Origin of the sequence: Ferrovibrio sp. (assembly GCF_017994015.1) — a bacterium.
GTDB lineage: Bacteria > Pseudomonadota > Alphaproteobacteria > Ferrovibrionales > Ferrovibrionaceae > Ferrovibrio.
In genome coordinates, this window is the sequence record NZ_JAGOLP010000052.1 from 1 (window position 1) to 21,749 (window position 21,749).

Below are 21,749 nucleotides of genomic sequence, written 5' to 3' on the forward strand. Positions count from 1 at the left end.
CTTCTGGGGCGATGCGATCCTGATCCTGCCGGCCAACAAGGCGATGGAGAACGCGCATCATGTGCCGTTCCTGGTCAAGGTTGGCCCGACCATCGTCGGTGTTATCGGCATTGCCGTGGCCTGGCTGGCCTATGTTCGGGATACCAGCATCCCGGCGGCGGCGGCGAAGCAGCACCAGATGCTCTACCAGTTCCTGCTCAACAAGTGGTATTTCGACGAGCTGTATGACCGGGTCTTTGTGCGTCCGGCATCCTGGCTCGGCCGGGTATTCTGGAAGGGCGGCGATGGCAGGATCATCGATGGCTTGGGGCCGGATGGCCTGGCGGCCAATGTTGTGCGCCTGGCCAAGCGCGCCAGCCTGCTGCAAAGCGGCTATGTCTACCACTACGCCTTCGCCATGCTGATCGGCGTGGCGGCCCTCGTCACCTATTTCTTTGCTGCCACCAAGGGGCACTGATATGTCCGGCATGCCCTTGCTTTCGATCGTCACCTTCCTGCCGCTGGTCGGCGCAGCTTTCATCATGCTCGCGCGCGGGCCGGAGGAGGTGGTGGCCCGCAATGCTCGCAACGCGGCTTTGTGGACCACGGTGATCACCTTCATCGTGTCGCTGGCGATCTGGTACAATTTCGATAATTCCACCGCTGCCTTCCAGTTTGTGGAAAAGCGCGAATGGATCGGTGCCGGCATCAACTACCATATGGGTGTTGACGGCATCTCGATGCTGTTTGTGATCCTTACCACCTTCCTGATGCCGCTCTGCATCCTGGCTTCCTGGGAAGCCATCGAGCATCGCGTCAAGGAATACATGATCGCCTTCCTGGTGATGGAAACGCTGATGATCGGCGTGTTCTGCGCGCTTGATCTGGTGCTGTTCTACCTGTTCTTCGAAGCCGGCCTGATCCCGATGTTCCTGATCATCGGCATCTGGGGCGGCAAGCGCCGCATCTACGCCACCTTCAAGTTTTTCCTCTACACCCTGCTGGGTTCGCTGCTGCTGCTGCTGGCGCTGCTCTATATGTACTTCAAGGCCGGCACCACCGACATTCCCACCCTGATGGCCTTCCGCTTCGATGCCGATGTGCAGAAATGGCTGTGGCTGGCTTTCTTCGCGTCCTTTGCGGTGAAGGTGCCGATGTGGCCGGTGCATACATGGCTGCCGGATGCGCATGTGGAAGCGCCCACGGCGGGTTCGGTCATTCTGGCCGGTGTGTTGTTGAAGATGGGCGGCTACGGCTTCATCCGCTTCTCGATCCCGATGTTCCCGGATGCCAGCGTGTATTTCACGCCGCTGGTCTTTGGCCTCTCGGTCATTGCCATCGTCTACACCTCGCTGGTGGCGCTGGTGCAGGAGGATATGAAGAAGCTGATCGCCTATTCTTCTGTAGCGCATATGGGCTTTGTCACCCTGGGCACTTTCAGCCTCACCATGCAGGGCGTGCAGGGCGCCATCTTCCAGATGCTGAGCCATGGCATCGTGTCGGGCGCATTGTTTCTCTGTGTCGGCGTGGTTTATGACCGCCTGCATACGCGCGAAATCGCCCGCTATGGCGGCCTGGCCAACAACATGCCGAAATATGCCGTGGTCTTCATGCTGTTCACCATGGCCAATGTCGGCCTGCCCGGTACTGCCGGCTTTGTCGGTGAAATGCTCATCCTGGTTGGCGCCTTCAAGGTCAATACCTGGGTGGCGCTGATTGCCACCAGTGGCGTGATCCTCTCGGCCGCCTATGCCCTGTGGCTATATCGCCGCGTGGTGTTTGGCGACCTGACCAAGGAAGACCTCAAGGGCATGTTGGACCTGAATGCCCGCGAGATTGCCACCCTGGCGCCCTTGGTGGTGCTGGCGCTGTGGATGGGCATCTATCCTGGCCCGTTCCTGGATGTCATGGCGGTGTCGGTGAAGAACCTGCTTGATCAGCATCAGACCGCGCTTGCTGCCGTCAAGGCGGCAGTGGCGTCGACCCGTTAGGAGTATCGGCCGTGACCTTCGCTTCGCTCGCGCCCGCCTATCCCGAACTCTGGCTCAGTGTCGCCGCCATGGCGCTGCTGTTGCTCGGTGTGTTCAAGGGTGAGGATTCCACCCGCCTGGTATCCTGGCTTGGCGTTGCCGCCTGCGCCGTTACCGTGTTGCTGATCTGGTGCCAGCCGGCCGAGGCGCTCAGCGGCTTCGGCGGCCTGTTCGTGGCCGATGGTTTTGCCCGTTTTGCCAAGGTGCTGATCCTGATCGGCTCCGGCTTCGCCATCATCCAGTCGCTGGGCTATATCCGGCACCAGCGCATGGAGCGGTTCGAATATCCGGTGCTGATCCTGCTGGCCAGCATCGGCATGATGATGATGGTATCGGCCAATGATCTGATGGCGCTGTATCTCGGCCTCGAATTGCAGAGCCTGTCGCTCTATGTGCTGGCCGGATTCAAGCGCGATTCCGCCCGCGCCACTGAGGCGGGCCTGAAGTATTTTGTGCTGGGCGCGCTGTCTTCCGGCATGCTGCTCTACGGCTCGTCGCTGATCTACGGCTTTGCCGGCGCCACCGGCTTTACCGAAATCGCCCAGGCGCTGAAAACCGCCAATGGCGCGCCCATCGGCCTGATCGTCGGTATCGTGTTCCTGGCGGCCGGCCTGGCCTTCAAGGTTTCCGCCGTGCCGTTCCATATGTGGGTGCCGGATGTTTATGAAGGTGCGCCAACCCCGGTGACGGCCTTCTTTGCCGTGGCCCCGAAGATTGCCGCCATGGCTTTGTTCTGCCGCGCGCTGCTGACCCCGTTTGGCGAGATCGCTGCCGAGTGGCAGCAGATCATCGTGGCGATCAGCGCGCTCAGCATGATCCTCGGCGCCTTTGCCGCTATCGCGCAGAGCAACATCAAGCGCCTGATGGCCTATTCCTCCATCGGCCATGTCGGCTATGCCCTGCTCGGTCTGGCGGCCGGCACGGAAGAGGGCGTGCGTGGCGTGCTGATCTATCTCGCCATCTATCTGGCGATGAATGTCGGCACCTTCGCCATCATCCTGTCGATGCGCCAGCGTGACCAGATGGTGGAAAACATCAGCGATCTGGCCGGCCTGGCGAAAACCCATCCGGGTATGGCTTTGCTGCTCGCCAGCTTCATGTTCTCGCTCGCCGGCGTGCCGCCATTGGCTGGCTTCTTCGGCAAGTTCTATGTGGTGATGGCGGCGATCAACGCCCAGCTTTATGTGCTGGCGGTGATCGGCATGCTCAGCAGTGTGGTGGGTGCCTATTATTATCTGCGCATTGTGAAGGTGATGTATTTCGACGAGGCCAGTGAGCCGCTGGTCAAGCCGGTGCGCACCGAGCTTGCCGCCGTGATGGGCGTTACCGGGCTGTTCACCATGCTGTACTTTGTCTATCCGGCGCCGCTGGTGGCGGCGGCCGCCGCCGCTGCCAAAGCCCTGTTCCCGTAAGGCCAAGCGATTGCAGTGGCGCATCGCCGGCTTCGCCGAAATCGACAGCACCAATGAGGAAGTCCGCCGCCAGGCCGAGGCCGGGGCGGCGGAGGGGCTGGTGGTGACGGCGCAGCGGCAGAGCGCCGGGCGTGGCCGGCGCGGCCGTGCCTGGGAGAGCCCGGAAGGCAATTTATTCGTTTCGCTGTTGCTGCGGCCACAGCGGGCCGCCATGGAAGCGGCAACCTTGTCATTCATGGTCAGCCTATGCGTGGCCGAGGCGGTGCTGGCAGCCGGGCCGGCTTTGGCCGGGCATGTCACCTGCAAATGGCCCAATGACGTGCTGCTGGATGGCGCCAAGCTGAGCGGCATTCTGCTGGAATCGCGCGCCGCACAAAACCGGCCGGGCCATCTGGAGCATCTGATCGTCGGCATTGGCATCAATCTGCTGTGGCACCCGCCGGATACGCCCTATCCGGCCACCAATCTCGCTGCGCATGGTTTGGCCGAGACGCCGGAAAGCTTTCTGCCCAGGCTGCTGGAGCGTTTCGGCTTCTGGTACGATCTGTGGCAGCGCGAGGGCTTTGCCCCGGTGCGCCAGGCTTGGCTGGGCATTGCCCAGGGCATCGGCCAGCCGGTCGTGGTGCGGCTGGCGCAGGAAGAATTGCAGGGCCGCTTTGTTGCCCTGGATGATGGCGGCGCGCTGATCCTGGAATTTGCCGATGGCGCCCGCCGCGCCATCACCGCCGGTGATGTGTTTCCAGTTCGTTGACCCAGTAGATAGGAGGAAAGCCGATGCTGCTCGCGATCAACGCCAACAACACCAATGTGAAATTCGGCGTCATCGACGGCGACCGTATTGTCGGCGAATGGCGCCAGCATACCTCGGCCATGCGCACCGCCGATGAACATGCCGTGTGGCTGCTGCAATTGATGCAGATTGAAGGCATCGATCCCAAAAGCGTGCGGCAAGCGATCATCGCTTCTGTGGTGCCGCAGGCCACCTTCAACCTGCGTCGGCTGTGCACGCGCTATTTCGATACCGAGCCTTTGGTGCTCGGCGAGCCGAATGTGACATACGGCATCGAGATCAAGGGCGCCGGTGCCGGTGCCGACCGCATCTGCAACACGGTGGGCGCCGCCGTGTTGTTCCCCGCCACGCCGATGATCGTGGTGGATTTTGGCACCGCCACCACCTTCGATGTGGTGGACGAGGCCGGTGCCTATTGTGGTGGCGTGATTGCGCCGGGCATCAACCTGTCCATCGAGGCCCTGGTCAGCGCCACGGCCTTGCTGCCGCGTATTGTGGTGGAAAAGCCGGCCAAGGTGATCGGCCAGACCACGGTAGCCTGTATGCATTCCGGCGTGTTCTGGGGTTATGTCGGCCTGATCGAAGGCATCGTGGCGCGGATTCGGGCTGAATTCGGCCGGCCGATGAAGGTGATTTCCACCGGCGGCTTGGCGCCGGTTTTTGATGGCGCCACCAATGTGATCGAGCAGATTGTGCCGGATATCACCGTGCGCGGCCTGATCGAGATTTACCACCGCAGCAGCGCCGCATGAACCAGCTATCAAAAGACACGGCGCTGTATTTCCTGCCTTTGGGCGGTGCCAACGAGATTGGCATGAATCTCAATCTCTATGGCTATGGCGACCAGTGGCTGATGGTGGATCTGGGCACCAGCTTCGCTGATGACAGTATGCCCGGTGTGGAAATGATCGTGCCGGACACGACCTGGATCGCGGATCGCAAGGATAAGCTGCTCGGCCTTGTGCTGACCCATGCGCATGAGGATCATCTCGGGGCCATCAGCCATTGCTGGCATGAGCTGGGCTGCCCGATCTGGGCTACCGGCTTTGCCGCCTCGGTGCTGCGCCGCAAGCTGGAGGAGAAGGGCATCGAGGAATTGGTGCCGATCCATATCTACAAACCAGGTGAGCGCATTGATCTCGGGCCGTTTGAGATCACGCCGATCGGCATCACACATTCCACGCCGGAATCTCAGGCGCTGGCAATTCGCACCCCGCATGGTGTGGTGCTGCATACCGGCGATTGGAAACTGGATGCCGATCCGGTGCTGGGTCCGGCCACGGATCGTGCCGCCATCCAGGCCCTGGGCGATGCCGGCGTGCTGGCCATGGTGTGCGATAGCACCAATGTGTTCAGCCGGGGCCGCTCCGGCTCGGAAGGTGCTGTGCGCGACAGCCTCAAGACCCTGTTGGCGGATCGGCCCGGCCGCATTGCCGTCACCACCTTTGCCTCCAATCTGGCGCGGCTCGAAACCCTGTTTGACGTGGCGCAGCATATCGGCCGCCGTATCTGCCTGATCGGCCGCTCGCTGCATCGCTTCACGGCAGCGGCGCGCGAGAATGGTTATTTGCAGGATCGCCCCGGCCTGGTAGACGAGCAGGAAGCCGGCTTTCTGCCGCGCGACAAGGTGATGTATGTCTGCACCGGCTGCCAGGGTGAGGTGCGCGGCGCCATGGCGCGGATTGCCTTCGACCAGCATCAGCATGTCGGGCTGACCGCCGGCGATCTGGTGGTGTTTTCCTCCAAGATCATTCCGGGCAATGAGCGCACGCTATTCCGGCTGCATAATGAATTGGTGCTGCGCGGCATCGAGGTGATTACCGAGAAGGATGCCTTTGTGCATGTTTCCGGCCATCCCTCGCGCGATGAACTGGCCGATATGTATGCCATGGCGCGGCCGCGCATCGCCATCCCGGTGCATGGCGAACCGCGCCATCTGGTGGAACATGCGCGTTTCGCCAAAAGCCTCCAGGTGCCGCATGGCCTGGTGCCGCGCAATGGCGACATGGTGCGCCTGGCGCCGGGCTTGCCCGAAGTGGTACAGGAAGTGCCCGCTGGGCGCCTGGCCATCGATGGCGACGAACTGATCCCGCTGCAAGGTGGCACGCTGCAAAGCCGCCGCAAGCTCGGCTTCAACGGCGTGGCGCTGGTGTCGCTGGCGGTGGACGAGACCGGGCAGTTGGAAGCCGATCCGATGGTCAGTTTCGCGGGCGTGCTGAACGGCGATGCCGATGTGGTTGCCGGGCGGATTGCCGAGGCGGTGGGCGATGCCATCGACGCCCTGCCGCGCCGCCGCCGCGCTGATGCCGATCTGGAGGAAGCCGCGCTGAAAGCCCTGCGCCGGGCGCTCAAGCCGCTGACCGGCCGCAAGCCGATCTGCCAGGTGCATATCATTCGCTTGTCAGATTGAGCGCCAGGACCAATATTATTGCGAGAAATGAAGGAGCCCAAGCCATGATCGGACGCCTCAACCACGTAGCCATTGCCGTGCCGGACCTCGCCGCCGCCAGCGACACCTATGCCAACACCCTGGGCGCCAAAGTTTCGGCGCCGCTGCCGCAGCCGGAACATGGCGTGACGGTGGTTTTTGTCGAACTCGACAACACCAAGATCGAATTGCTGCATCCGCTGGGCGAGGGCTCGCCGATTGCCAATTTCCTGGCCAAGAACACCGCCGGCGGCATTCATCACATCTGCTATGAAGTGGCCGATATCTATGCCGCGCGCGACAAGCTGAAAGCCGAGGGCGCTCGTGTGCTGGGCAGCGACGAGCCGAAGATCGGCGCCCATGGCAAGCCGGTGCTGTTCCTGCATCCGAAGGATTTCATGGGCACCCTGGTGGAGATCGAGCAGGTCTGACCATGACGATTTTCAATAGCCTGGTGGCCTTCGCCTGCATCTACATGCTGACCCTGTTCTGCGTGCTGCCGATTGGCGTGCGCACGTCGCATGAGGCAGGCGAGGAGATGCTGCCGGGGCAGGCAACCTCGGCGCCGGTCAATCCGCGCATCGGCTTCAAGATGTTGGTCACCTTCGGCCTGAGTTGCGTGATTTTCGGTATCTACTGGGTGGTAGGCTATTACAACCTTATTAACGTGGATGCGTTGTTCGGGCGCGGCTGATACCCGCTTGTTTGGGGATGCACGCATATATAGTGTTGGCGTGTGCTTTTTCTCGAGTCTGAACCATGAACCACGCCCTGCCTATCCGCGAAACACATCGTTGTGTACCCGGCCCGGTGGGCGGGGAGGTTATGGTGCCGGTAACCCCGGCGGATAACGACACCCCCACTTTTGCCGCCAATGACCTGGCTGCCGCCCGGGCCTATTACGATGCCGAGGGGTATGTGGTGATCCGTGGCGCCGTGCCGGTGGCGGATTGTGTGGCGGCGCATCAGGCTTATCTGCGGGAAGTGAAGCCGGATCGCGGCTTTTTTTATCGCCAGACTTCCAGCGGCCGTTATGAGCGCCATGTTTTCACGCCGCAGGGCTTCATGCTCAATGCGATGCTGAATGTGCAGGATTTTGACCGGCGGCGCTCGCCGCTTTTCCCTGAGGCGGCACTGAAGGTGCTGACCGCGCCCGCCCTGCAAAAAGCGGCCTCAGCTTTGCTGGGCGAAAAGGCCAAGATTGTCCAGACCATGTATTTTGAAGGCAATCCGGCCACCTGGGCGCATCAGGATAGTTACTATCTCGATAGCGAGAAGATTGGCACCATGGTTGCGGCCTGGGTGGCGCTGGAGGAGATCGCGCCGGGGGCAGGGCGCTTCTATGTCTATCCGCGCAGCCATAAGGTGGAGATGCTGCGCCACGCTGCCGGCGTGGATATCGCCTTCAACCATGAGCGCTACAAGGCGGCGATGTTGCAGGCGATGGCAGAGCAGGGGCTGCCTTGCCATGCGCCGGCCCTGGGGCCTGGCGATGTGCTGTTCTGGAATGCGCTGACCGTGCATGGCAGCCTGGCCACCACGCAGCCGGAGCGCTCACGCAATTCCTTCACCATGCATTTGCTGGCGGAGAGCCATGGCTTTCTGCAATTCCAGAGCCGGCTGCGGCAATTGAACCTGGAAACCGTCAACGGTGTATCGGTGCATCACCCGAAAAACCTGAATCGGTTTCGCAACCGGGCTGTGGCTTTTGCCGAAACGTATTTTCCAGGGCCGTTCTACGCCCTGAAAAATCTCGCCATCCGCGCTTTGGTGAGCCGCAAGTAAGAAGCCTGCTTGTCCCGGCCAGCAGGCAGTTTTCACTTAGTTATCGTTACGTAAGGTTGAGAATGGCTACCCTATTTTCGGGCGGCTAGTTTTTGTGCATTGCACAAAAAAAAATAAGGAGCAAGGATAAACCCTGCTCCGTTTCCCGTCTCGCACGGGTAAGTTTAAGCCTCCCCAGACTTGGGCCGCCTGTTTCCAAGCGGTTGCAGGAGTTTTATAGCCAAAAGAACGAGCCTTGTCACCGTTTAATTTCACAAAATCTTACAAAATGTTAAGCCAAGGCCGCTAAGCTTTTGAAATGTTGCGCAAGTGCTTGTTGCATATTATCGCGGCAGCCCTGGTCACAGGACAGGCAATCGCGGTTTCGGCGGCTGAAAAGCCGAATGGCACTGCTGCGACTCGAAAGTTGGCCGCCGACTCGACTGGATTACCCACTGTGGTGGCGCTCGACTCGGAAAGCTGCCGCAAGCTGGTGGCCGCCCGACCAAAAGTGCAGCCAGGGGCAGATTATGTGCCGGGGGTGGATGTGCAGGGCAGGGCGGTGGCGCCGGCCGATCTCCCGCCCAGCGCCGGCAATGCGGATTGGCTTGATCCGCGTTTTGGCATTCAGCTCAAATTCACGCTGGGCCAGTTGCTGGGCAGCCGCGTGCCGCCACAGGCGGCGCAGGCCGAGTTGAGCGTTGGCAAACTGGAGCTTGATCCGGCCAGCGGCAAACTGAGTTTTCAGCGCCAGGCGCTGGAACCGCCGGCCGAGGATGCCGTGCTGGCCGCCTGCCGCGCCCATCTGGATGGCCTGAAGCAGAAAAAGCGTTGAGCAGCCGCCCTTGCGGGCCTGCCGGGCGCGCCTTAAAAACGCCCTAGTTATTCCCCATCAAAGCATTGCCCTACAAGGAAGCCCCATGCGCCTGAGCCGCTATTTCCTGCCCGTGCTGAAGGAGAATCCCTCCGAGGCGCAGATCGTCAGCCATCGCCTGATGCTGCGTGCCGGTCTGATCCGGCAGAACGCGGCCGGCATCTATTCCTGGCTGCCGATGGGGCTGCGGGTGCTGCGTAATATCGAGCGTATTGTGCGCGAGGAGCAGGATGCTGCCGGCGCGCAGGAAATGCTGATGCCCACCATCCAGCCGGCCGAGCTGTGGCAGAAAAGCGGCCGCTACGATGATTACGGCAAGGAGATGCTGCGCATCACGGATCGCCATGAGCGCCCGTTGCTCTATGGCCCGACCAACGAGGAAATGCTAACCGATATTGTGCGGGCCGAGATCAAGAGCTACCGCGAATTGCCGAAGCTGATCTATCACATCCAGTGGAAATTCCGCGACGAAGTGCGGCCGCGTTTCGGCGTCATGCGCGGGCGCGAATTCCTGATGAAGGATGCCTATTCCTTCGATCTGGATCAGGCCAGCGCGCGCCGCGCCTATAACCGCATGTTCGTGGCCTATCTGCGCACCTTCGCCCGCCTGGGCCTGCGCGCCATTCCGATGCAGGCCGATACCGGCCCGATTGGCGGCGATCTGAGCCATGAATTCATCATCCTGGCCGAGACCGGCGAAAGCGCCGTGTTCTGTGACAAGGCGCTGGTGGAACGCGATGTGCTGGGCCAGGGCGTGGATTATGATGCCGACCTGCAATCCATCGTGGATAGCTGGACCGCGCCTTATGCCGCCACCGAGGAAAAACATGACGCGGCGCGTTTCGAGGCCTTGCCGGCCGAGCGCCAGCTCGCCGCCCGCGGCATCGAGGTGGGCCATATCTTCTATTTCGGCACCAAATACTCCAAGCCGATGGGCGCGGTGGTGCAGGGCCCCGGCGGCGAGCCGATCACACTGGAAATGGGGTCTTACGGCATCGGCGTGTCGCGCCTGGTGGGCGCCATCATCGAGGCCAGCCATGACGAGGCCGGCATTGTCTGGCCGATGAGCGTGGCGCCGTTCCATGTTGGCCTGATCAATCTGAAGGTGGATGATGCCGCCTGCGCCGAGGCCGCCAATGCGCTGCAAGCCCGGCTGGAAGCGGTTGGCCTGAGCGTGCTGCATGATGATCGCGACGAGCGTGCCGGTGCTAAATTCGCCACCATGGATCTGATCGGCCTGCCCTGGCAGGTGACGGTGGGGCCGCGTGGCATCAAGAATGGCGTGGTGGAAGTGAAGAACCGCGCCAGCGGCGCCAAGGAAGAACTTACCGTGGATGCCGCCATCGCCAAGCTGATCGCCGCGAAAGGATAAGTCAAACCATGCCGTTCGGCGCATTCGAGTGGCTGCTGGCGTTGCGCTATCTGCGCGCACGCCGGCAGGAGGGTTTCATCTCCGTGATCGCGGTATTCAGCTTCCTCGGCATCATGCTGGGGGTGGCCACCCTGATCATTGTCATGAGTGTGATGAACGGTTTTCGGGCTGAATTGCTCGGCCGCATTCTCGGCCTTAATGGTCATCTGATGATCCAGGCTGAACGCAGCCTTACCCTGGATGATTATGCCAGGGTGACACAGGTGGTTGGTGGTCTGGCGCATGTGCGCCAGGCTAACCCGATGATCGAGGGCCAGGTGATGGCCACCGCCAATGGTCAGGCTTCCGGCGTGATGGTGCGTGGCCTGCGCCAGGCCGATATCGCGCGCGAGACCAGCATCGCCAAGGGCATGCGCGCCGGTTCATTGCAGGAATTCAGCGGCGAGGATGCGGTGGTGATCGGTCATCGCCTGGCGCGCAAGCTGGGCCTGGGCGTTGGCGACAAGCTCACCCTGATCTCGCCGCAGATCACCGCCACGCCGTTTGGCAGCGTGCCGCGAGGCCGCGCCTATCGTATTGCCGGCGTTTTCGATGTTGGCATGTTTGAATATGATTCGGGCTTTGTCTTCATGCCCTTCGAAGCGGCGCAGATTTACTTCCGCCTTGGCGATACCGCCCATGCGGTGGAAGTTCGGCTGGATAATCCGGATCAGGCGCGCCGCCTTGCCCCCGCGATCATGCAGGCCTTGGGGCCGGGCTACCGCTATTACGACTGGCAGCAGGCCAATCAGCAATTCTTCAATGCGCTCCAGGTTGAGCGCAACGTGATGTTCCTGATCCTGACGCTGATCATCGTGGTGGCGGCATTCAACATCATTTCCAGCATGATCATGCTGGTGAAGGACAAGGGCCGCGATATCGCCATCCTGCGCACCATGGGTGCGGCAAGTGGTTCGATCATGCGCGTGTTTGTCATTGCCGGCGCCAGCATCGGCGTGGTTGGCACAATATCAGGCTTTGCGCTTGGCCTGGCCTTCTCGATGAATATTGAGAATATCCGCCAGTTCATCCAGTCGATCATCGGCACCGAATTGTTTGCTGCCGAAATCTACTTCCTCACCAAGTTGCCGGCGCGGGTTGATTCCGGTGATGTGATTGCGGTTGTCACCATGGGGCTGGTGCTATCCTTTCTGGCCACGCTCTACCCAAGCTGGCGCGCCGCCCGCCTCGATCCGGTGGAGGCTTTGCGCTATGAGTGATGACGTGATGCAAAATGGGATACCCGCTTCTGCGGGTATGACAGTTGTTTTTTTGTCGTCATCCTCGGGCTTGACCCGAGGATCTCATTTTTTCGGGGTCCGCTATGAGTGAGGATGCCCTCCGGCTTGAAGGTGTGATCCGCACATTCCGCCAGGGTGGCGAGGAATTGCAGATTCTGCGTGGCGTCGATCTGGTGGTGCAGCCGGGCGAGATCGTGGCTTTGCTTGGCCCGTCCGGCTCAGGCAAGTCCACCTTGTTGCACACGGCTGGTTTGCTGGAAGCTGCCGATGGTGGCCGCGTGCTGGTGGCAGGTGAGGATTGCAGCCGCCTGGGCGATGCGGCGCGCACGCTGATCCGCCGTCGCCGCATCGGCTTTGTCTATCAGTATCACCATTTGCTGCCGGAATTCTCGGCGGTGGAAAACGCCGCCATGCCGTTGCTGATCCAGGGGCTGGCGCGCAGCAAGGCCAAGGCGCAGGCGGCCCAGGTGCTGGAAACCCTGGGGCTGGGCCATCGCCTGACCCATCGGCCGGCGCGGCTATCGGGCGGTGAACAGCAGCGCGTGGCGATTGCCCGCGCCGTGATTGCGCAGCCGCAATTGCTGCTGGCCGACGAGCCGACCGGCAACCTGGATGAGCGCAATGCCGAGGCGGCGTTTCAGGAATTGCTGCGGCTGGTGCGGCATGCCGGCATCGGCGCCCTGATCGCTACTCATAACCTGGCGCTGGCGCAGCGTATGGATCGTGTGGTCACGCTGCACGAGGGCCGATTGCAGCCGGCATGAGTGACGCGCCCGAGCCGGGGCAGGCGTCGGAAACCCTCGGCCGCATAACCTATACCGACGATCTGGCTTTCCGCCTCAGCGGCGATAGCAGCCTGCGCGCGGTGCTGTTTGCACTGCTGATCCTGAGTTTCAATATCCTGGATCATTTCATTGATCCGGCGCAGGCCTGGGCGGCTTTGCTGTGGCGTGCTGGGGCAGCTTTCGCCATCCTGCTGGTGCAGGGTATCTGGGTGGCGTCGAAGCGCAAAAGCTACACGCTGTATCGTCGCCTGGTGCTGACCCATACCATTACCGTGCCGCTCGGGCTGACCGGTGCCGTGGCGCAACTGGATATGGGGCTGGTCTACGGCCTGGCGAATTTCATCTTTATCTATATCTGGATTCCCAGTGTGCTGCCGAGCCGGCGTGATGCCTTGCTGGGCGGTGTGTTATCGGGTGGCACCATTATTGTGGTGACATTGCTGCATGGCGAACGTGGCCTGGTGCTGGGCAATATCGCCGGCCTGGTATTGCTGGGTACCGTGCTGGCGATGCTGACGGTGACCAAATTTGAGGCCGCTTTGCGCCGCGCCTGGGAGCAGGAGCAGGTGGCGTTGCACGAAGCGCGCACCGACATGCTGACCGGCACGATGAACCGACGGCATTTTGAGGAAGCCGCGCTGGCCGAATGGGGGCGCTGCGTGCGCTATGGCCGCTCTGCCGCTTTGGTTCTGTTTGATCTGGACCATTTCAAGCGCGTCAACGACCAGCATGGCCATGGCGCCGGCGACAAGGTCCTGCGCCGCATTTCCGCGCTATGTCGAGAGGAAATCCGCGATATCGATATGCTGGCGCGTATCGGCGGCGAGGAATTTGCCCTGCTGCTGCCGGAAACCGAGATGGCGGCGGCGGCAGCTCTGGCCGAGCGGTTGCGCCTGCGTTTCATGGCCGAGGAAATCACGGTGGCAAAAGTTACGCTGCGGGTCAGTGCCAGTTTTGGCATTGCGCCGCTGGTGAATGACAAGGCCGAATGGAAGCTGGCGCTGCGCCAGGCTGACATGGCGCTGTATCGCGCCAAGGCGAATGGCCGTAACCGGGTTGAACTGGCACAGTGATACGCGTCGCTTTCGTTCAATACCGCTGAAAGCATTATTGCCATGCTGAGGCTCCGACAATGACGGAGCCAAAAAATGCTGCTGCATGTGAATGGCCGCGAGGCCAGTATCCCGGATGACCGCGCGAATGATCCGCTGCTCTGGCTGCTGCGCGAGGGCCTGGGGCTGACTGGCACCAAATTCGGCTGCGGCCAGGGCCTGTGCGGCGCCTGCACGGTGCATCTGGATGGTGTGGCGGTGCGCGCCTGCCAGGTCAGCGGCGCCGAGGCGGCAGGGCGTCATGTCACCACCATTGAGGGCCTGGCAGACGGTGCGACGCTGCATCCAGTGCAGGCGGCCTGGATAACGGCCAGCGTGCCGCAATGCGGCTATTGCCAGGCCGGCCAGATCATGGCTGCCGCCGCCCTGCTGGCGCAGCAGCCGCAGCCGGATGACGCAGCTATCGAGCAAGCCATGGCCGGCAATCTCTGCCGTTGTGGCACCTATCGCCGTATCCGGCAGGCCATTTTGCTGGCTGCGGCACAAATGGCCGGCCAGGAGCGGCGGCCATGATGTCGCGCCGAACCCTGCTGCGCCAGGCCAGCCGCATGGCAGCCGGCATCACCGTGTTTGCGGCTGCGCCAGCCTGCGCCTTCAATCCGCTGCCGGCAATGCCGACCCGCGACATGCCGAAGCCGGAGGCGCGTATTGCCTGGCTGCGCCGGCTGCCCGATGGCCGAGTGCGGCTTTTGCTGCCGCGCCAGGAAATGGGGCAGGGCGTGAGCATCGCCCTGCGCCAGATCGTAGCCGAAGAATTGGATATTGATCTGGCGCAGGTTGAGGCTGTGTTGCCGGCCACCAGCCAGATCGCGCCGGTGCGTGCCACGGTGGGCAGCGACAGCATCAAGGATTTTGCCCTGCCGGTGGCGCGTGCGGCTGCCCTGCTGCGTGAATACCTGGCGGCGGGCAATATGGGCGGCGAGATTGTGGATGACGGCCAGGCCGTGACCTTGCGCAGTTTTACGGCCGACATGCCGCGCCGCTATGTGGGGCAGGTGCTGCCGACACAAGATGTGCAGGCTATTGTTACCGGCCAGCCGCTTTATGCCGGCGACATCCGTTTGCCCGGCATGCTGCATGGCCTGGTGCTGGTGGCGGATGTGCCAGCGCCGGCGGGGTTGCGCAAAGTAACCCTGAGCGATGGCCGCCAGGGCCTGCTGGCCGAGCATCCGGCCACGCTTCAGGCGGCAGCATTTGATCTGGCGCAGACCGACTTGCCGGCACGCGCCATGCCGGATTTTGACATCGATACGATGCTGGCACGCGGCAGCTTGGAGCATGTTCTGCGCCGCGACCGGATCGCCCGGGAAGTCGCCTGGAGCCTGGATCGGCGCTACGAGATTCCGTTTGCCGCGCATGCCAGTATCGAAACGCGCAGCGCCGTGGCGCAGTGGCATGATGGCGGCAAGCCTTTCCGGCTGGAGGTCTGGACCGCCAGTCAGGATATCTTCTTTGTGCGCGCCACGTTGGCGCGGCAATTCGGCCTGGCCGTGGATCAGGTGCAGGTGCATGGCTGCCGCATTGGTGGCGGCTTTGGCGCCCGTGCTGTGCCGCGCCAGGAAGTGGAAGCCGCCTTGCTGAGCCAGGCTGCCGGCCGGCCCGTAAAGGTGCAATGGAGCCGCGCTGCCGAATTCCGCCACGGCTTCCACCGGCCGCCCTCGGCGCATCGTATCCGGGCGCGGCTGGATGCGGCCGGGCGGATTGCCGATTGGTGGCATGGCTTCTGTTCCGGCCATGTGATTTTCACCTCTGCGGCAATGCCGGGCTGGATGCAGGCATTGACTGGCTTTGTTGCCGATCCTGGCGTGGCGCGCGGCGCCGTGCCGCCTTATCGCATGGCCCGCCAGCGCATCGAATTCAGCGATATCCGCCTGCCGATAGACACTGGCCCATGGCGTGGCCTGGGCGCCGGGCCGAATGGCTTTGCCATTGAATCTGCGCTGGATGAACTGGCCACCCTGGCCGGGCGCGATCCGATCCGTTTCCGGCTGGATCATCTTGGCCCCGATCAGGCGCGCCTGGCTGCCTGCCTGCGCCGGGTGGCCGAGATGGCGGGTGCTGCGCCGAGTGATCCACACGTTGGCCGCGGGGTGGCTTGCGGCATTTACAAGGAAACCAGCTATGCGGCGCTGATTGCCGATGTGTCTTGTGATCCCGCCGGCAATGTGCGGCCAGTACGGCTCTATTGCGCCCAGGATAGCGGCCTGGTGGTGAACCCGGATCAGGTGCGGGCGCAGGTGGAGGGCAATCTGCTCTGGGGCCTGGGCATGGTGCTGCATGAAAACTTGGCCGTGGCGGATGGCCGCGTCGCCGCCAGCTCTTTTGCCGATTATGCCCTGCCGCGCCTGGCTGATATGCCGGAGATCGAGATTGATCTGTTGCAGCCGGCTGGCGCCCTACCCGCCGGAGCGGGTGAAACCGCGATGGTGGCAGCGGCGGCGATCAGCAATGCCATCGCCGCTGCCACCGGGCGCCGCGTGCTCCGATTGCCTTATATGGCCTAATCAGCTTTTGCACCCAGCCTGGCCATTTCGCGCAGCCAGGCCTGGCGCCGCTTGTCGCTGGCTGTGGCCACCATGCCGAACAGGCTGTAGCGCACCGGCGCAAAGCCGACAAAGCCGAGGATGTTGCGGCCCAGGCCGCGCAGGCCATGGGCGCAGTAGACCCAGCGATACAGCCAGGCCGGCATGCCCATGGTCACCACCAGCCGCGCTGAACGGCCGTCGAGCAGTTTTTGCGGGAAACCCTGCTGTGCCGGCGCATAGGCAAAGCCGGGGCGGAATACCTGTTCGCAAAAGGCCTTCACCAGTGCCGGCATGGTGCCGAGCCAGAGCGGAAAGACCAGCACAACATGATCGGCCCAGCGGATCGCGGCCTGGGCCTGTTCAATCTGCTGCGGCGGCTGGCCTTGTTCAAATTGCTCCTGGCCGCGCAGCAACGGGATGTCGAGCAGCGCCAGGTCGATGCGGCGTAATTCATGGCCGGCGGCTTCGGCGGCCCGGGCGTAGCTATTGGCCAGGGCGTGGCAGAGATGCGGTTGCGGCGAGTCCGGGTGGCCGAGCAGGATCAGGATGCGTTTGGTCGGTTTGGTCATGCGTTGATACTGCGCCCGCAGGCAGTATCCGGCATTGATCCGGATCAGGTTTTCGTTACGTCAAGTCCGCCATTCCGTGCGGCCCATTCCTCACGGTTCTGACCCCAGAGGTCGAGTTCGATATTAAATGGTTCGGGCAGTTTGCCCGGCCGCAGCAGGCGCGAGCCGAGGCGCTTGGCAACCTGCTGCGAATTGCCGTTGCGCGGATCGATGCAATGGATCACCTCACTCCAGCCCAAATGGGTGAAGGCCCAGTCGATGCTGGCGCGGGCGGCTTCCACGGCATAACCCTTGCCCCAGGCGCTGCGCGCTAGGCCCCAGCCCACTTCGGTGCCGGGCCAGCCTTCCGGCTGCCACGGGCCGATGCGGCCGATCCACTGCCCGCTGGCTTTTTCCAGCACCGAGAACATGCCATAGCCCATGATGCTCCAGGAGCCGGCCATCAGGCACAGGCTGCGCCAGGCACCACCGCGCGGCTGCACGCCGCCAAGAAATTCCTGCACCTCGGTATCCGCCATGAAGCTGGCCCAGGCGTCAAAATCCTCAGGCGCCGGCGGGCGCAGATAAAGGCGGTCGGTTTCAATGCTGTTCTGGTTGGCCATGGTGTCGCCATTCGCTGATCGGGGCCGGAGGATAAGCGAAAGCCGCCAGGCACGGCTATAGGTGGCATGAATTTCTGCTTCGTTCGCTCAAGATATGGGAGTCGTCCGCGCCCGTTCCGAATCGGGCTGGCGCCACGCCGCGGGCAAAAGCCTGGCAAGCGCAAAATCTTGTGGATCGTTCTGTAAATAGCCGTGCCGATTTGGGATTCGGGCCATGCCCGTTCTGGCATGGCGCGGCTAGGCGCTTTATCGTAGGCCCCAGAACGGGAGTCGCACACAGCCATGCCCCACGCAGATTTTGTTCATCTCCGGGTCCACACCGCCTATTCGCTCACCGAAGGCGCCATCCGGGTGGAAAAGCTGGCCGAACTCTGTGCCAAGCTGCGCATGCCTGCGGTGGCGGTCACCGATACCAACAACCTGTTCGGCGCCCTTGAGGCTTCCAAGGCGCTGGCCGGCAAGGGGGTGCAGCCGATTATTGGCTGCCAGCTCAACGTGGCGCGGCAGGACCAGGCGGCGGGCGGTTTCAGCGGCGGCAAGGCGCTGAAAAAGCCAGACCCTGACAAGCTGGTGCTGCTGGCGCAGAACGAAGCCGGCTATGCCAACCTGATGCGGCTTTCCAGCAAGGCCTATCTGGAAGTGCCGCCGGGCGAGGCGCCGCAGGTGCAATGGCAGGATCTGGAAACCTGGCATGAAGGGCTGCTGTGTCTCAGCGGCGGGATCACTGGCCCGGTCGGCCGGCCATTGGCGGATGCCCAGGTGGATGCGGCGCGTGCGGCTTTGCTGCGGTTGAAAGCGATCTATCCGGATCGGCTGTATATCGAATTGCAGCGCCATGGCTGGGCCGCCGAGCAGCGCGCCGAGCCGGGCCTGCTCGATCTGGCCTATGAATATGATCTGCCGCTGGTGGCGACCAACGATTGTTATTTCACCGACGAGGGCATGTATCAGGCGCATGATGCGCTGCTGTGTATCGCCGAGGGCGCCTATGTCGGCCAGAGCAACCGGCGCAAGGTGACACGCGAACATCGCTTCAAATCGGCTGAGGAAATGCGTGTGCTGTTTGCCGATCTGCCCGAGGCGGTGGACAACACGCTGGTGATTGCCCGGCGCTGTGCGGTGAAAGCCGAGGAGCGCAAGCCGATCCTGCCGAATTTTGGCTCGGCTGAAGCTGCGGGCAGCGGCGAGAGCGAGGCCGACATGCTGCGCCGCATGGCACGCGACGGGCTGGAACAGCGCCTGAAGCAGATCGGCGTCTCCGGCGAAGCTGCCAAGCCCTATTACGAGCGGCTGGAATTCGAATGCGAAACCATCATCAAGATGCAGTTTCCGGGCTACTTCCTGATCGTGGCCGATTTTATCCAATGGTCTAAACGCAATGGCATCGCCGTGGGGCCGGGGCGCGGCTCGGGCGCCGGCTCGGTGGTGGCCTGGGCGCTCACCATCACTGATCTTGACCCCTTGCGCTTCGGCCTGCTGTTTGAGCGTTTCCTCAATCCCGAGCGCGTGTCGATGCCAGACTTCGATATCGACTTCTGCCAGGAGCGGCGCGATGAAGTGATCCGCTATGTGCAGGGCCGCTATGGCGCGGATAATGTGGCGCAGATCATCACCTTCGGCAAATTGCAGGCCCGCGCCGCTTTGCGCGATGTGGGCCGCGTGCTGCAATTGCCGCTCGGCCAGGTGGACCGCATCTGCAAGCTGGTGCCCAACAATCCGGCCAATCCGGTGACGCTGGAACAGGCCATCGCTCAAGAGTCGCGGCTGCGCGAGGAGCGCGATGCCGACGAGGCCGTGGCCAACATGATCAACGTGGCGCTCAAGCTGGAGGGTCTGTATCGCAACGCTTCCACGCATGCCGCCGGCGTGGTGATCGGCGACCGCCCGCTGGTGGAACTGGTGCCGCTCTACCGCGATCCGCATGCCAGCATGCCGGCAACACAATTTTCGATGAAATATGCCGAGGCCGCCGGCCTGGTGAAATTTGACTTCCTCGGCCTCAAGACCCTCGATGTGCTGGAAAAGGCGGTGGAGCTGATCCGCAAGCGCGGCATCGATATCAGTCTGGCCAGCATTCCGCTGGCGGATAAGCCAACCTTTGACCTGCTTGGGCGCGGCGATGCGGTGGGCGTGTTCCAGTTTGAAGGCAGCGGCATGCGCGACATGCTGCGGCAGATGAAGCCCGATGCCTTCGAAGACCTTATCGCCCTGGTGGCGCTCTACCGCCCTGGCCCAATGGATAATATCCCGAGCTATATTGCGCGTAAGCAGGGCCGCGAACAGCCTGACTACATGCATGAAACGCTCAAGCCGGTGCTCACCGAAACCTATGGCGTCATCATCTACCAGGAACAGGTGATGGAAATTGCCAAGGTGCTGGCCGGCTATTCGCTCGGCGATGCCGATTTGCTGCGCCGCGCCATGGGCAAGAAGATCAAGGCCGAGATGGATGCCCAGAAGGAGCGTTTTGCCGAAGGTGCCAAGAAGAATGGCGTTGATCCCGGTCTGGCGGCGGAAATCTTCGAACGGGTGGAAAAATTCGCCGGTTATGGCTTCAACAAGAGCCATGCTGCCGCCTATGCGCTGGTGGCCTGGCACACGGCCTATCTGAAGGCCAATTACCCTGTGGAATTCATCGCTGCGTCGATGACACTGGATATTTCCAACACCGACAAGCTGAATGTGTTTCGCCAGGAATGCTCGCGCCAGGGCATTCCGTTGCTGCCGCCGGATATCAACAAATCCGATGTTGAATTCAGTGTGGAGCGGATGCCGGACGGCAAGGGCGCGATCCGCTATGCGCTGGCGGCAGTGCGCAATGTCGGCGGCGCAGCAATGGCGCAGGTGGTGGCGGCGCGGCAGCAGGGCGGCCCGTTCAAGAACCTGTTCGACATCGCCGCCCGGGTTGATCCGGCGGCACTTAACAAGCGCATGCTGGAAAATCTTGCCAAAGCCGGGGCGTTTGACGGCCTGGAGAAAAATCGCGCCAAGACCATGGCCGGCCTCGAAACCCTGATCCGCTTTGCCCAGGTCAAGGCCGAGGAACGCGCCAGCAGCCAGGTGTCGATGTTTGGCGGCGCCAGCCCGGCCGCCGAACGCGAACCCAAGCTGGCCGAAGCCGAACCGTGGAATCCGATGGATCAACTGGCCAAGGAATTCGAGGCCATCGGCTTTTACCTCTCGGCGCATCCGCTCGATGCCTATCAGGCCACGCTGAACCGCATCGGCGCCAAGCGCCATGCCGAAATGATGAAAATGCTGCATACCGGCGACCAGATATTCAAGATCGCCGGCACCGTGGTGGCACGCCAGGAACGCACCTCGCAGAAAGGCAAGCGCTTCGCTTTTGTCGGCTGCTCGGATGCCACCGGCATGTTTGAGATAACCGTATTCTCGGAAATCCTGGCCATGCACCGCGATTGGCTGGAGCCGGGCAAGAATGTGGTCTGGACCCTGAATGCCAAGCTGGAAGGCGAGCAGGCCCGCTTCACGGCGCAGAAGGTGGAATTGCTGGATGACGTGGCGGCGCGGGCTGCTGCCGGCATCCGCATCGTGATCGAGGATGACAAGCCGCTGGCCCGCATCCAGGAATTGCTCGGCAAGGCCGGCAAGGGCCGGGGCGAAGTGCGCCTCGGCCTGCAAATCGCCGCCGATGAAATCCTTGATGCCGAGATCAAATTGCCGAGCAACTATGCCGTCAACCCGCAACTGCGCGGTCAGATCCGCGTGCTGCCGGGCGTGGTGGAAGTTTACGATATTTAGGGATCAATCATGGACGCCAGGACCGCCGAGATTCAGCAGCCGCAGGCTATCCGCCGCGAGGATTACCGCGCGCCGGATTACCGCATTGATCATGTTGACCTGACTTTTGATCTGGAGCCGAAAACAACGCGCGTGCTGGCACGGCTGGCGATGCAGGCGGCGGCGCCCGGCAAGCCGCTGGTGCTGGATGGCGAGGCGTTGAAGCTGCTTGGCATTGCCATCGATGGCCGCGCCCTGGCGGCAACTGAATATGCGCTGGATGACAAGACGCTGACCATAACCGCGCCGCCGGCAGGGGCTTTTTTGCTGGAGATCGAAACCGAAATCGACCCGGCCGGCAACACGCAACTGACCGGGCTGTATCAATCCAGCGGCAATTACTGCACACAATGCGAGGCACAGGGGTTTCGCCGCATCACCTATTTCCTGGATCGGCCGGATGTGATGGCCACCTATCGCGTCACC

At 62.4% G+C, this 21,749-nt stretch carries 18 protein-coding genes and 2 pseudogenes; 18 read left to right on the forward strand and 2 right to left on the reverse strand.

Going from position 1 to position 21,749, the window contains the following annotated elements; all coding sequences use genetic code 11:
* The 16 genes and pseudogenes from KBB36_RS17130 to KBB36_RS17205 all read left to right on the forward strand — a co-directional run.
* Window positions 1-457 (forward strand): annotated as a pseudogene (locus tag KBB36_RS17130) (NADH-quinone oxidoreductase subunit L); the annotation flags it as partial.
* A gap of 1 nt (window position 458) precedes the next feature.
* A complete protein-coding gene (locus KBB36_RS17135) occupies window positions 459-1,970 on the forward strand; it encodes an NADH-quinone oxidoreductase subunit M (protein ID WP_290983676.1) in 1,512 nt (503 codons plus the stop codon).
* A gap of 11 nt (window positions 1,971-1,981) precedes the next feature.
* Window positions 1,982-3,421: an NADH-quinone oxidoreductase subunit NuoN gene (nuoN, locus tag KBB36_RS17140; protein WP_290983679.1), complete on the forward strand. Its 1,440-nt coding sequence runs from the start codon at window positions 1,982-1,984 to the stop codon at window positions 3,419-3,421.
* Window positions 3,422-3,431: 10 nt separating this feature from the next.
* On the forward strand, window positions 3,432-4,172 hold the full coding sequence (locus tag KBB36_RS17145; protein ID WP_290983682.1) for a biotin--[acetyl-CoA-carboxylase] ligase: 741 nt from the start codon (window positions 3,432-3,434) through the stop codon (window positions 4,170-4,172).
* A 23-nt stretch (window positions 4,173-4,195) separates the two neighbouring features.
* Complete coding sequence (locus tag KBB36_RS17150) at window positions 4,196-4,963, forward strand: type III pantothenate kinase (protein WP_290983684.1); 768 nt, start codon at window positions 4,196-4,198, stop codon at window positions 4,961-4,963.
* On the forward strand, window positions 4,960-6,621 hold the full coding sequence (locus KBB36_RS17155; protein WP_290983687.1) for a ribonuclease J: 1,662 nt from the start codon (window positions 4,960-4,962) through the stop codon (window positions 6,619-6,621). The genes KBB36_RS17150 and KBB36_RS17155 overlap by 4 nt, the downstream gene beginning before the upstream one ends.
* Window positions 6,622-6,665: 44 nt before the next feature.
* Window positions 6,666-7,070, forward strand: a complete 405-nt coding sequence (gene mce / locus KBB36_RS17160) for a methylmalonyl-CoA epimerase (RefSeq protein WP_290983690.1) — start codon at window positions 6,666-6,668, stop codon at window positions 7,068-7,070.
* 2 nt (window positions 7,071-7,072) lie between these two features.
* Window positions 7,073-7,333 carry a DUF1467 family protein gene (locus tag KBB36_RS17165; protein ID WP_290983693.1) on the forward strand — a complete coding sequence of 87 codons (261 nt, stop codon included), beginning with the start codon at window positions 7,073-7,075 and terminating at the stop codon, window positions 7,331-7,333.
* Window positions 7,334-7,398: 65 nt separating this feature from the next.
* A complete protein-coding gene (locus KBB36_RS17170) occupies window positions 7,399-8,424 on the forward strand; it encodes a phytanoyl-CoA dioxygenase family protein (protein ID WP_290983696.1) in 1,026 nt (341 codons plus the stop codon).
* A 439-nt stretch (window positions 8,425-8,863) separates the two neighbouring features.
* Window positions 8,864-9,238, forward strand: coding sequence for a hypothetical protein (locus tag KBB36_RS17175; protein ID WP_290983699.1), 375 nt, complete (start codon window positions 8,864-8,866; stop codon window positions 9,236-9,238).
* Window positions 9,239-9,323: 85 nt separating this feature from the next.
* Complete coding sequence (proS, locus tag KBB36_RS17180; RefSeq protein WP_290983702.1) at window positions 9,324-10,649, forward strand: proline--tRNA ligase; 1,326 nt, start codon at window positions 9,324-9,326, stop codon at window positions 10,647-10,649.
* A gap of 8 nt (window positions 10,650-10,657) precedes the next feature.
* Window positions 10,658-11,908, forward strand: coding sequence for a lipoprotein-releasing ABC transporter permease subunit (locus tag KBB36_RS17185; RefSeq protein WP_290983705.1), 1,251 nt, complete (start codon window positions 10,658-10,660; stop codon window positions 11,906-11,908).
* 104 nt (window positions 11,909-12,012) lie between these two features.
* Entirely contained in the window at window positions 12,013-12,693 is a 681-nt protein-coding gene (locus KBB36_RS17190) for an ABC transporter ATP-binding protein (RefSeq protein WP_290983708.1), read from the forward strand.
* Window positions 12,690-13,787: a GGDEF domain-containing protein gene (locus tag KBB36_RS17195; RefSeq protein WP_290983711.1), complete on the forward strand. Its 1,098-nt coding sequence runs from the start codon at window positions 12,690-12,692 to the stop codon at window positions 13,785-13,787. Before KBB36_RS17190 ends, KBB36_RS17195 begins: the two co-directional genes overlap by 4 nt.
* 75 nt (window positions 13,788-13,862) lie before the next feature.
* Window positions 13,863-14,339, forward strand: a complete 477-nt coding sequence (locus KBB36_RS17200; RefSeq protein ID WP_290983713.1) for a (2Fe-2S)-binding protein — start codon at window positions 13,863-13,865, stop codon at window positions 14,337-14,339.
* A complete protein-coding gene (locus KBB36_RS17205) occupies window positions 14,336-16,330 on the forward strand; it encodes a molybdopterin cofactor-binding domain-containing protein (RefSeq protein WP_290983715.1) in 1,995 nt (664 codons plus the stop codon). Before KBB36_RS17200 ends, KBB36_RS17205 begins: the two co-directional genes overlap by 4 nt.
* Here KBB36_RS17205 and KBB36_RS17210 read toward each other — a convergent pair.
* Window positions 16,327-16,920, reverse strand: coding sequence for an NAD(P)H-dependent oxidoreductase (locus tag KBB36_RS17210; RefSeq protein ID WP_290983718.1), 594 nt, complete (start codon window positions 16,918-16,920; stop codon window positions 16,327-16,329). The two genes, KBB36_RS17205 and KBB36_RS17210, sit on opposite strands and share 4 nt — an antisense overlap.
* A gap of 44 nt (window positions 16,921-16,964) precedes the next feature.
* A complete protein-coding gene (locus KBB36_RS17215; protein WP_290983721.1) occupies window positions 16,965-17,522 on the reverse strand; it encodes a GNAT family N-acetyltransferase in 558 nt (185 codons plus the stop codon).
* 282 nt (window positions 17,523-17,804) lie between these two features.
* Between KBB36_RS17215 and dnaE the strand changes: the two genes are divergently transcribed.
* Window positions 17,805-21,284, forward strand: coding sequence for a DNA polymerase III subunit alpha (gene dnaE, locus KBB36_RS17220; RefSeq protein WP_290983725.1), 3,480 nt, complete (start codon window positions 17,805-17,807; stop codon window positions 21,282-21,284).
* Between the two features lie 9 nt (window positions 21,285-21,293).
* Window positions 21,294-21,749 (forward strand): annotated as a pseudogene (pepN, locus tag KBB36_RS17225) (aminopeptidase N); the annotation flags it as partial.